Genomic DNA, 12,497 nt, shown 5'->3' on the forward strand with positions numbered 1-12,497 from the left:
GCTTCAATAAAAAACTTCGATATTCCGGTTTTTGAGCTGGCTCAACTGCTCGCTGTATTTACGCTCGGCATCCGCTCCCAGGAAAGGATTGCCGCGTAAATGCAGCTTGTCGAGTTTGCGTATTTGCAATAGCTGCATGGGAAAATCAGGAAAGTTATTTCCCGACAGATCGAGCTCTTGCAGATCTGTAAAAGCCACAAGCTCAGAAGGAAATGTGGTTAACCAGTTATAGCCCAGGTCGACAATTCGGAGTGCTGTCATGCGCGTGATCCGTTGGGGCAGTTTGCTCAAATGGTTATGGTGCGCATAAAGCGTATGCACGCGTTTCAACCGGTCGATCCGCACTGGTAATGCGGCGAGCTGATTGTACGAAACGGCAAAATGGGTCAGGCGCTTCAACTTTGTGATCGATTTCGGCAAGGTTTCCAGTTTATTATAATACAAATCCAGCACCTCTAACCTGCGCATTTTCTTAATGCCCTGAGGCAAGACCGCAACACCGGATTTGTAAAAATTCAGGTCTTTGACAGATTTCAGTTTCTTGAAGCTACTGTTGTTCAAACCGCTTAAATGGTTATTTCCAAGCCACAATGTTTCGAGCCCTTTGCAGTTACGGGCTGCACGCGGAATGTCGGTGATCAGGTTCTTTTGGAGGTTCAGCAGTTTCAGTGACTTGTTCCGGCTGATTACAATGCTTTGTTCAGATAATATGTTCCGGCTCAGGTCCAAATGCCGCAATTTGGGCAGGCGCGACATGTCCAGATTGACTGTTTCAATATCATTATCAGTCAGAAAAAGCTGTTCGAGATTGGGGAAGCGGTAAATCACATCCGGGATGGCAGTCAGTAAACTTTGATTCAGGCCAAGTGATTTCACTTTCAAGCTGTCCTTTGTTTCCAATGCCTCCGCCAGTCCGTTGATAACACTGTCCTTTTTCATCTTCGGTTCCCTGGAAGCAGGTTGCTGGAAACTGACAAGCGTAGTGATCACCGTTTTAGTTCCGATAGTCCTGCGAGAAACGATATTCGTAAGATATGGCGTAATTTTCGAAACGATAATAGCGGCAAGCGAATCGGCTCCGCGCGGCTCTTCCTCCTTTCCGTTCACAATCCTGTATGTTCCGCCACCAATGTCAAAAATGAGATAGTCGATCTTCCCCTCCGCGTTCAGGTACAGCGTATTCCACGAAGAAAAATCCTTCAATTTCTCCTTATCGAATATTTGCTCGTAAATATTCTGAAATGCCTTGTGAATGCTGTAGGGAGTCTCGGTCAGTACCTCGTTCTCGGTTTTATAATCCTTGTCGAGCTTGTGCCAAAGCGCTTTTGAGCTTGCATCTTTGCGGTTAAGCACCACGGGCTGCGCCGACAATCCGAGGCCGGCAACTAAAAATAGCGTAGTGAGGAATATTTTCATGTCAGGCAGCATTAAGTGAGCACACAAACATAACTAAAATGTTAGTTTATTTATTATACTTACTTATATATTTTCTACCTTAACTAAAAATTTCGTTATAATGCGGAACTGGCGTCCTACTTGCTTCTTTCTATTGTGTACTGCACCAGGTGCTCGAGCGAACGCCGGTGTGGTGAATCTGAAAATTCATGCAGCAGGATCAATGCTTCCTGCACATAACGTTCCATGACCTGCTGTGCGTAATGTAATCCACCTGATTCCTTCACAAATGCGATGACCTCGCTTACCTTTTTCGGTTTGTGGCTCTCGTTCCGAATGATGTTGATAATCCTCCGTTTTTCCAGCCACGGCGCGTGGTTCAGTGCATAAATCAGCGGCAAAGTCATTTTTTTCTCTTTGATGTCGATGCCCAGCGGCTTGCCGATTTCATCCTCTCCATAATCGAAAAGATCGTCCTTGATCTGAAATGCCATCCCGACCTTTTCCCCGAATGCGTGCATTTTCTGGACTACCTCCTGAACCGCTCCAACCGAACTGGCCCCAACGGCGCAACAGGAAGCGATCAGCGATGCTGTTTTCTGACGGATGATCTGGTAATACACCTCCTCGTTAATATCGAGTCTCCTCGCCTTTTCGATCTGCAACAATTCACCCTCACTCAGTTCACGCACGGCAGTTGAAACAATTTTAAGCAGATCGAATTCCTGATGGTCCACCGAAAGCAGCAGGCCGCGGGAAAGCAGGTAATCGCCCACGAGCACCGCGATCTTGTTTTTCCACAATGCATTGACAGAAAAAAAGCCCCGGCGGTAATTCGAATCATCGACCACATCGTCGTGGACCAATGTGGCTGTATGCAATAGTTCAATGAGGGCACCGCCTCTATGGGTAGATTCTGAAATAGTGCCGCAGACTCCGGCAGAGAGAAAAACGAACATCGGACGCAGTTGCTTCCCTTTCCGCCTCACGATGTAGTTCATGATCTGGTCCAGGAGCATTACTTCGCTTTTCATAAACTGACGAAACTTATGCTCGAAAGCTTTCATTTCATCTGCAATAGGAGCCTGGATATCCTTTATTGAAAGGGTCATATGCATGTACGAGGGCTAAAAGCTCCCTCCTGATAATAAAAGGACGCGAACAAGGGGAAGTGATCCGTTATAGTGTTCGTCAGAACCTCTGAATACTGATCTTCAAATTTGGAATAAAATCTTCTGTTTATATCAATTTTAAACCGAAAATGTTTAGAATTGAGAAAGGCTGAGGAACAAAAAATGCCCGGAAGCCAACGGTCGATGGCCGAAGTTTAAATTAATCCGCGTAAACCAGTCGATATGAAAGCACTCGTCCTCGGCGGAGGATCTATGAAGGGAGCATTTCAGGTGGGAGTGATCCAGGCAGTCCTGGAAAATGGCTTTCAGCCTGAGATGATATATGGAATTTCAGTTGGCGCATTGAATGCGACGTTCCTGGCCAACGAAGCAGGCCGGCAAAAGGCTGAACAACAGGAAATTCAATGGCCGCTTGCAGGCCGCAAACTCCTGGAATTCTGGATCAAGAATATTACCCAGCCCCAGGATATTTCCACGCTGCGCTCCCGCGTGATGCTGGGGATGAATACACTGATGAGCCGGTTCGACGGCATCGTAGACCCTGTCCCCCTGCATCAGCTCATCCGCAGGCACCTGCACGACGATTACCTGATCAATACGCCCATTAAAACCAAAGTTGGAGCAGTAAATATCGGAACGGGGGAGATGAAGTATGTCTCCACAAAAGATCCCACCTATATCGATTTTGTGTTTGCCAGTTCGTCGATACCCATGCTGATGCCCGCAGTAGAAATTGAGCATCAGCTATATCTCGACGGCGGACTTCGCGAAGTAGCCCCCATCCGTGAGGCCATCGATGACGGTGCAACCGAAATTGTGCTCATCGCCTGCCATTCTCCTCTACTTTACCAGCCCGAAGACATTAACACACGCAATCTGATCACTCTCATCGAGCGGGTCAGGGATATCACTGTCAACCAGATCGTTAACAGCAATATTGCCTGGGCAGAATCTTATGTCGACCGTTCCAATCTGAGAGGTAAACCTATGAAGCTGACTGTCATCCGACCGGCAACACCCCTATTTTTGGATTTACAGCATTTCAATTCCGAGGATATTTCCCGGTTGATTATAGAAGGCTACCGCGCGGGCGTAGAGTCAATTTTGAAGACGGAGAAAGTTTCGGAGTAAAAACGATTACTTAAAAGTAAGAGGTAAATTGAATTTGCCTCTTACATTACAATTTTCTAATAATTTCCCTTATTAGGGCTTGTTACGCCAAAATTTACATGTTCACCAGAAGTAATATCCCCGTAATTCGTATTCTCGTAGTTGGTATATCTCCCCAGCCAAATTGATCCCGACTCTCCGTTTATCTTCTGATATTGTTGGTTGCTCAGCGACGAACTGTATCCTCCCTGTGCGTTAGCTTGATTCAGCTGCTTATTTACAGTGACAACCCTGGGTGCATTCCCGGTGTAAGGGGATGTACATTGCTTATCATTATAGAAATCTACAAAATAATCCGCCTCTTCATAATAGTAAGAAGTAGTGCCGGAAGAGTTTCCATCATACGATATTTGGACTTTTCTAACCTTTGCATAAGGCGGGCCATAAATAGCTTTTGCCGTTTCGATGTCCCCCGCCGACAGCCACTCACTTTGATTGAAGGTTTGATTATTGTCTTTTCTCTTCATTACAGGGAGACCATTGATGCTGAATGCGTAGGAGTGGTAAAGCATTGCTGAACCAAAATCAAAGGCTCCGAAATAAAAACCCGGCCTTCCTATTGCGGTATAAGACTTAAACTGATCCCTGATATAATCATCGTTTGGTAAATTTTCTAAATACACATTGATAAAGTTGCCGGCATCTGGTCGGCTCTGCTCGTGATAAAAACCGATGGCATGTCCGATTTCATGAACCACATCCCCTCTAACACAACTACTTCCCACCTTAATTTCCTGACGACCTCCTGTTAGCCCAACATCAGATTTACATAAACCGCTACCGGCATCCACGAATTCTACATAGTTGCTTTGATTGGTCCTGAGCTGGAAATCGATGGGTGTATTAATTTCCCAGTGAGTAATTGCTTCCGTCACCCTTTGTTGGTTTGGAAGCGAGGAATTTATAGTATAATACACTATTCCTGATGGCCAGTATTTTGTAAACTCGGTAGTTGCCGCCCGGGCATTTTCATCTCCCCTTAGCTTAGCTACTTGCTCCTCCGATAGCGTTATGTCTCCCATCATAACATACTCGTTATTAATTTTCCTCACATGAATATCTTCGCCATTGTATTTAAGTTTAACTGTTTCCCCTTCTTCTCCTGGAAAAGTTTGCCCGGATTGCTGGCTAGATACCGGACCTCCTTTGTTTGTGTTTTCAGTAGCTAGTTCCTGAGCACGTTCACAACCAAATAAAAAAATAACCGAAGCAATCAAAAAACATCTTCTCAGCACTAATCGAATAAATAATGTCTTCATATTTTTGAGTTAGTTTTAAAATAAAAATTTATTCACTACCAAATATATTAAACATTTTTTATCCAACTAATTAATTTAAAAACTAGTAGTATTTTGTCGAAAAACAAAAAAAGTGCCTGAATTGCGTATCTCCCAAAGGCTATACGCTATTGAAAGATGGCACAATCAGACACCTTATTAATCTGCAATCTTAAAAAACTGCCTAAAACAAATACCTGACACCCACTAACATACTCCAGGTCGTGGCGGTAGTGGTTATATCCCGGAATACCTTGTCAGGCAATACGGTTTTACCACCTACCTGAACCGCGTTCATCGTAAAAGTGGGAACACCATCAGGCGTTGCGCTTGCACGACGCAGAGGCATGTTTGCACCCGATATGATTTCCTGACGAACACCCCATTTCGAGTTCAAAAGGTTTCCGGCATTGATAATATCTACACTCAACTGTAGCGTATGCTTTGTCTCTCCAATATTTGTAAAAATGTCCTGCAAGAACTTGAAGTCGAAGCGATTGAGCCAAGGCATCAGATCACCGTTACGCGCTGCATACTTACCTCGGTTCTCTTTAAGATAAGAATTACCCTGAATATATGCTTCGAAAGCGTCACGTTGCTGTTCAGCACTGAATGTTACACCGCTCACTGTGGAATTGGTAAAGTTGAGCTCAGAGGCGTTCTTAGGAACATACAACATGTCGGCTCCAATGGCATCTCCATTCAAATCACCATTATAGGTATAGGAAAGGCGTCCCTGATTCGCGCCATTATAGAAAAGGGAGAAGGTGGACGCCAGGTGATTTGCGTATTCGATACGATAAGATACTGTACCGATCAATCTGTTTGGAAGTGCGCCCTCAGAGCTATACAGCCTCAGGTCATTCGGGTTGTTGATGTTTGGTGTTGCTCCCCATGCCGAGCTCGCATTGGATCCAAGGTTATCCGTTGTCGTTTTGGCCGAAGTATGGGAATAATAAAGCGAGCCATAAAATCCACGTCTTGCTTGCATTGTCAAACCAATGGTTGCATTGATCGAATGCCCTTTGGAAGTGTTGGTCAATACGCTCACGGAGTTCGCGCCGATTTTACTGTTGTATTGGTAAGATCCGGTGTTAGGATAGAACTCACGGTCATCACCGCTATAATTCATTTTTTGCGTAGCTGCCTTCCGGTTGGCGCCAAACTGATACACGGCCTGAATGTCCTTCGTATAAATTACATCACCTGTAATTGCGAATGGCGTTCCGGGGATCTTATAGTCGACACCAAAACTTGTTCTCCAGATCTGCGGCATTTTGAAATCCTGGTCCACAAGCGCGAGCGTACTAGGCAGCCCCGCACGTGGGTTTTTAATGAAGACGTTCTTCGCACTTTCCGGGGTGTTGTTCAGCCAATAGTATTTGTCGGGCTGGAAACGTATATCACCAATCCAAGGGGCAGACGCCGCATAACTTCCCGGTTCTACGGTGTTCTGGATCACGCCCAGGTTGGATGGCATATTGGTTAACCAAACAAAGGGGACGCGTCCCGCAAAAATGCCGGTACCTCCGCGAAGAATAAGGGAATTGTCAGCTTTGACGTCCCATCTGAAACCAACGCGTGGAGAAAGCATCACGCGTGTCTTGGGCCATGAGCCAGTGTCATATGTACGGACACCTCCGCCAACGCCCTGCAACTTCAAGGTATCGACCGTTGTATTCGGGGTAAGGTCATTCAGGAACACCGGCATTTCGGCCCTTATACCTGCCGTCAGGGTAAAACGGTCGGTGATGTCAAATTTATCCTGGATGTAAATAGACGGCAACCCGTATTTAATAGGTGCATATGGGTCCTGGCCTTCGTACGGATAAGTCAACGCAAACTGCAAGGGCGCTACTTCGTTAGGAGTTCCGGTTTTCAGAAACTCCTCCACGGAAGCATAACGGTAGTAAGATGTTCCATTGCGAAGGTATCTGTTTCCGAATTTCTGCATTTCGAAACTTACACCTCCCGTAAAATTATGTCTGCCTACCACATAGTTTAGGTTGTTGGTAATAGTAAAGTTATCATTCAAAACATCGTTCCCATAGGTAAACAGCTCGTAACCTGCGCTGATGTAATTTTGATAGGTGGTTACACCCGTCTTCCTGAGACTGTCTCCAGCGAAACCGATATCAATCATCGGAAATTCTGAGCTCGAAGAGCTACGGGTTGCCTGGATACGGCTGTATGTTGCCAGGAACTGGTTGGATAGTCGTGGCGTAATTTCACTATTCAATTCGGCTGTAATCGAACGCACGATGTTTTTCGTCGTATACATGGTATTGGCGAACGACATCGAAAGTGAGCTTACACGCCCGGTCTCGAACGGTGTACGCGGGTAGGCTCCCGAGTTTGCATTAACCAGTGAAGGGGCTGAACTTTCTACCTGGTTGTAGCGAACAGCCAGCTTGTTTTTTGCATTAATGTTCCAGTCGATGCGCGCCAGAAAAGAAGTTGTTTTCTCGCTGTTATCATTGGCATAATCCTCATAGGCACCCGGATCGTATCCCCATTGGTTGACCAGGTGATTGCGTACCGCTTCCAGGTCTGCTCTTTTGGTTCTGGAAATGTTTTTACCTGGATCGGCCACTCCATTTTCCGAGGCCTTCCACAAATTAACAGCACCTACCCCTGAACCGGTTTTTTTAATGTGCTCCGCATTGACAAAAAAGAACAGTTTGTTTTTAACCAGTGGCCCGCCCAATCTGAAACCGAGCGTCTGGCTGGTAGCATCGGGACGTATTATTTCGTCATCATTCACTTTCTTTCCCTGGAGATCCTGGTTACTAAAGAATCCGTACACCGAACCTGTAAATTTATTGGTCCCGCTCCTGGTGACCGCATTGATACCTGCCCCTGAAAAACCGCTTTGCCTTACATCGAACGGAGCGATATTAACTTGTATTTCTTCGATCGCATCAATGGACAATCCTCCTCCGCCGGGAAGCGGGTTGTCGTTCAATCCAAAACCATTATTGAAATTGGCACCATCTACCTGGAAGTTGTTGTAACGTCCGTCGCGCCCACCGAAACTGTTGCCTCCATTGGACTGAGGGCTAAGGCGTGTGAAATCGGAAATGCTGCGGGTAACCGTCGGCAATGTCCTCAACTGCTCCGTATTGATTGAAGTGGCTGCGCCAGTTCGCTCTCCATTGAACAACTGCGCTGCATCCGACCTAATCAAGACCTCTTCCAGTTGCGTCCCCCCCTCTTTGAGTGAAATGTTCGCGCTGGCTGCCAGGCCCAATTCAGCAAAGATGTTGGTTTTGCTCTGCTCAGCGAAACCAACATATGTTACCGTAATTTTGTAAGGCCCTCCCACTCGAACGGAAGGAAAAGTGTACCGACCTGCCTCAGTTGTAACGGTACCGTAGGTTGTACCCGAAGGCTCATGAATGGCGGTTACAGTCGCTCCCGGCAAAAATTCGCCACTGGCATCTGTGATCACGCCGCTGATTGATGAAGTGGTCACCTGCCCCCATGAATCGAGACTAATCGAAAAACAAAAGAGTAGTAACGCGGCCGTAAAAGCCCTGAAAAGTAAACTTTTCCCGTTCATAAATTTGGTGATTTGGTTTGTAAGAAAACTAGCAGTTTCATTCCAAGAAGGATGAATAATTATTGCAAAATAATACCTTTTTCGATTCAGAAACAAAAGGCTAAATCCTACTAAAATACAATACTAATCTTCGTAACTACTTGATTTATTGAAATAATACAGATTCGTGTGCCAATACTTCAATATTTCCATTATTATCAAATCATTAACAAACCAACCGGGTTGTCCCGGGCTCTTAATTTTGTTCTTGGGAGCAAAAAAAGATCTTTTCAGCTTTTTGAGAGAGGAGATTTCCGCACCTGGGCACGGACTGGATGATCAAATTGTTAATTTCCGGTGTTGTGCATTTTTTTCGTATTAAAAATACTCCGCAACTTTGCAACCCGGCATACATGAGACAATCACAGCTAAGAACGTAAAAGTATTTCTATATTTCAATCCGTAGTTATTGGTATACCCCAATTTATGCAACTCAACTTCAAACAAATAGGAGAAACAGGGAAGCCGCTGATCATTCTGCATGGCGTCTTTGGTTTTCTCGACAACTGGCTCAGCATCGGCAAATCACTTTCTGAGCAAGGCTTCCGCGTGTATCTCGTCGATCAACGTAACCATGGCCGGTCACCTCACGAAGCGCCGCTTGATTTTCCGACGCTGGCGACCGACCTCAAAGACTTCCTGGATCAGCAGCGTATCGAATCTCCCGTATTGCTGGGCCATTCCATGGGCGGTAAAACGGTTATGCAATATGCTGTCACCTATCCGGGGACTTTTGATGCGCTGGTGGTGGTAGACATCGGCCCTAAGGCCTATCCCATCCATCATACCAAAATTCTGAAAGGATTGAATGCGGTCCCGGTAAACGATATCGAAAACCGGAACCAGGCCGATGAAATCCTGGCCGAATACGAACCGCTTTTGGGAGTAAGGCAGTTTTTATTAAAAAATCTGTACAGGAAAGAAGAAGGCGGTTTTGCCTGGCGGTTCAATCTGCCTTTGCTTATCACGGACATGGCCAATGTGGGAGCGCAAATCAAATCCGGGACTCCCGTGGAAACACCGACACTGTTTATGCGGGGGGCAAACTCAAATTACATTTTGGATGAAGATCTGGAAGGAATCCTGGATTTGTTCCCCAACGCTGTGCTCGAGACCATCGAGGGAGCAGGGCACTGGGTGCAAGCTGAACAACCGAAGGCGTTCGTCAGCACCCTGCTGGAATTTCTGAACAAAACTATCTGACGTATTTGATTCTTGGTGTATTGCAGGTACTGATGATCAACTGATCGTCATTCCAGGATATTTCCCAGGTCGGGCAAGTCACACAGTTTAAGAGCGCGCATTCGGGATTGCCCGGTAAGGCGGTCTGGGGTTTAACATCCCGTAACGTCCCGTTGATCGTGAGCGTACCGGGAGCGCAGCATCGCGGCTTCCCGTCCGCATTCAGGATAACACCGTCATTGCGGAAAATCAACGTATCGGATTGCGTGGCGGGAATAGGTTCCCACACACTTTTGTTATCCAGGGACGATCGTTCAGCCTCTATGGAGTGCCATGGACCCGAGATCGTCGAAAAGTATAGCATCGCCGTTGGATCGCTGTCGGCATCTTTCTGGCAAGACAATAACCACACCAGGACCACGGGTATGTATAATAGTCTTTTCATACTTATTAAATAAATTTATTTATCCCGTAGATTCACATTCAGGCCTATTGGTTGGAAAAGAATAAAAAAATGAAATGCTTATGAATGATTCCGGGATTTCCCTGTATTTAATCCCAACTGTTCTGGCGGAAGGTACCCAAGACATAGTACTCACGCCTCAGATCAAAGATACCATTCTGGATCTGCAAATATTCTTTGTCGAAAACATCCGCACTGCAAGACGTTTCATCAGCGGTCTCCGGCTCGGTAAGGTGATTGATGAAATTACGTTTATTCAGTTGGACAAAGACACTCCGGAAGCGGACACCGCAGCAGCCATAAAAGGACTTACCCGCAGCGCCGGTGTAATATCGGAGGCCGGAGTTCCCGGCGTTGCCGATCCCGGTGCCGTTGCGGTACGATTCGCACATGAAGCCGGTATCAGAGTGGTACCGCTCGTGGGGCCATCTTCTATTCTGCTGGCACTGATGGCCTCAGGGATGAGCGGCCAATCGTTTGTGTTCCACGGCTACCTGCCGATTGACAAAATGCAACGGAAGAAAACCTTGCAGAACCTCGAACGAAACGCCAGGCAACTGCAGCAGACTCAGATATTCATGGAAACACCTTTCCGCAACAACCAGCTTCTGGATGCTGTGATCGAAAGTTGTTCACCGGATATTTCCCTGTGCATTGCCGCCAATGTGACGGCGGCCGACGAGTTTATCAGGACAATGTCTGTCAGAAAATGGAAGGCTCAAAAGCCAGATCTGCATAAAAAGCCCGCAATTTTTCTGATCGGATAGGTGTTTGACGCAGACCGCATTAATTTTGCGCGCCCGTGAAAGGAAAGATATCGACTGTCCTTTCGTTGTTTTCTAAAAATCACTATTTGACTTGAAAAAAAACATATTACTCGTCGCGTTACTGTCCATAGCCTCGCTCTGGGGCTGTAATGATGACAGCCTCGATGCCATCATTACGGTGGATTCCAATTTCGAAACCGCTCTCGACGGATGGGACATAGAATTCTCGGGCTACTCCTCCACCGCCGACAGTACATCCCTGGATACGCTGGCTGCGCTCGCACGACTTCCCCGCGGCCTGGATACTACCCGGTACGCGGTCCGGGTATTTGCACGGAATACCAAGGAAAATATGTTTAATTACCTGAAAAAGAAAGTAACGGGATTCGCCCCAAACGGAACTTACCAACTCGTACTCGACATCGACCTTGGCACCAACTACCCCGAAACAGCAACCGGGTCGCCAGCCAGCGCTGTTACATTGAAGGCCGGGGCATCCGGCACAGAGCCGGTCACCAAGCTGGCTAATAAAATTTACACCTTCAATTTGGACAAAGGCTCGGGTTCCCAGGCCGGGAAAGATGTGGCGCTGACAGGAAGTGTCGCCAGCGGCCGTACGGACACCCGATATGCGACGGTAAGACATTCTAATGCAGGCCAGCCATTTGAGATCACTGCCAACAACGCGGGAGAAATTTGGTTCTTTGTCGGCACCGAATCGACCTACCGGGACTCTACTATTTTTTACTATGACCGGATCATCGCAACGATCAAGGAACAATAAGGCTCCCGAAACACAAAAAGGCAAGCCTTTGCAAAGTGTTTCGTAGATTTACCCCATTATACAACCCACATAAACCTACCGGAATGGTACAGGTACAAGCATTCATTTTCAACCCGTTTTCAGAAAATACCTATTTACTGTACGATGAAACCCGTGAGGCGATCATCATTGATCCCGGATGTTACGACAGGTCGGAATTGAACGAACTAACCTCTTTTATAGGGCAGAACGGGCTAAAACCGGTTCAGATCGTAAACACCCACGCACACATCGATCATGTACTGGGTGTTGCTGCACTGAAAAGAACATATGGGATACCGTTTGCATTACACCAACTTGATGAACCGGTTCTGAAAGCAGTGAAAACTTATGCGCCGAATTATGGTTTCTCGTCCTTCGAAGAGCCGCAGATCGACCGTTTTGTATCGGAGAGCGATATGATCGCATTCGGAAATACTAAATTGAGAATCATTTTTGTCCCTGGCCATGCGCCCGGGCATATTGCGATCATCAGCGATGACGACAAGTTTGTCATCGGTGGCGATGTGCTGTTCAGGATGAGTATTGGCCGGACCGACCTGCCGGGTGGCGACCATTCGACGCTTATGACCAGCATTAGGTCCAAACTATTTACACTTCCGGACGATTATACCGTCTACGCCGGCCACATGGAACCCACCACCATCGGTTTTGAAAAGAAAAACAATCCCTTCTTCAAATAAATG

10 protein-coding genes are annotated in these 12,497 nt (G+C 46.6%); 5 read left to right on the forward strand and 5 right to left on the reverse strand.

What is annotated here, in order from left to right; all coding sequences use genetic code 11:
- Positions 1-3: 3 nt before the first annotated feature.
- Positions 4-1,416, reverse strand: coding sequence for a leucine-rich repeat domain-containing protein (locus tag BP71_RS34235; RefSeq protein WP_496386182.1), 1,413 nt, complete (start codon positions 1,414-1,416; stop codon positions 4-6).
- Between the two features lie 116 nt (positions 1,417-1,532).
- Positions 1,533-2,507 (reverse strand): polyprenyl synthetase family protein, encoded by a 975-nt coding sequence (locus BP71_RS34240; protein ID WP_496386183.1) that lies wholly within the window; start codon positions 2,505-2,507, stop codon positions 1,533-1,535.
- 243 nt (positions 2,508-2,750) lie between these two features.
- On the opposite strand from BP71_RS34240, the gene BP71_RS34245 reads away from it, so the two are divergent.
- The gene (locus tag BP71_RS34245) at positions 2,751-3,659 is read left to right on the forward strand and encodes a patatin-like phospholipase family protein (RefSeq protein ID WP_496386184.1); all 909 of its coding nucleotides are present in this window, start codon (positions 2,751-2,753) and stop codon (positions 3,657-3,659) included.
- 56 nt (positions 3,660-3,715) lie between these two features.
- On the opposite strand, the gene BP71_RS34250 is transcribed toward BP71_RS34245, so the two are convergent.
- Together BP71_RS34250 and BP71_RS34255 are read right to left on the reverse strand one after the other, a co-directional pair.
- A complete protein-coding gene (locus BP71_RS34250; RefSeq protein WP_496386185.1) occupies positions 3,716-4,957 on the reverse strand; it encodes a M12 family metallopeptidase in 1,242 nt (413 codons plus the stop codon).
- Between the two features lie 202 nt (positions 4,958-5,159).
- Positions 5,160-8,537: a TonB-dependent receptor gene (locus tag BP71_RS34255; RefSeq protein ID WP_496386186.1), complete on the reverse strand. Its 3,378-nt coding sequence runs from the start codon at positions 8,535-8,537 to the stop codon at positions 5,160-5,162.
- Between the two features lie 465 nt (positions 8,538-9,002).
- Between BP71_RS34255 and BP71_RS34260 the strand changes: the two genes are divergently transcribed.
- Complete coding sequence (locus BP71_RS34260; RefSeq protein ID WP_496386187.1) at positions 9,003-9,779, forward strand: alpha/beta fold hydrolase; 777 nt, start codon at positions 9,003-9,005, stop codon at positions 9,777-9,779.
- On the opposite strand, the gene BP71_RS34265 is transcribed toward BP71_RS34260, so the two are convergent.
- Positions 9,772-10,203: a hypothetical protein gene (locus BP71_RS34265; RefSeq protein ID WP_496386188.1), complete on the reverse strand. Its 432-nt coding sequence runs from the start codon at positions 10,201-10,203 to the stop codon at positions 9,772-9,774. The genes BP71_RS34260 and BP71_RS34265 overlap by 8 nt on opposite strands.
- A gap of 80 nt (positions 10,204-10,283) precedes the next feature.
- On the opposite strand from BP71_RS34265, the gene BP71_RS34270 reads away from it, so the two are divergent.
- The 3 genes from BP71_RS34270 to BP71_RS34280 all read left to right on the forward strand — a co-directional run bounded on the left by BP71_RS34270 (position 10,284) and on the right by BP71_RS34280 (position 12,494).
- The gene (locus BP71_RS34270; protein ID WP_496386189.1) at positions 10,284-10,988 is read left to right on the forward strand and encodes an SAM-dependent methyltransferase; all 705 of its coding nucleotides are present in this window, start codon (positions 10,284-10,286) and stop codon (positions 10,986-10,988) included.
- Between the two features lie 91 nt (positions 10,989-11,079).
- Positions 11,080-11,772, forward strand: a complete 693-nt coding sequence (locus BP71_RS34275) for a hypothetical protein (protein WP_496386190.1) — start codon at positions 11,080-11,082, stop codon at positions 11,770-11,772.
- Between the two features lie 83 nt (positions 11,773-11,855).
- The gene (locus BP71_RS34280) at positions 11,856-12,494 is read left to right on the forward strand and encodes an MBL fold metallo-hydrolase (RefSeq protein ID WP_496386191.1); all 639 of its coding nucleotides are present in this window, start codon (positions 11,856-11,858) and stop codon (positions 12,492-12,494) included.
- The last annotated feature ends 3 nt before the right edge of the window (positions 12,495-12,497 follow it).

The sequence above is a fragment of the Dyadobacter ginsengisoli DSM 21015 genome (assembly GCF_059568735.1).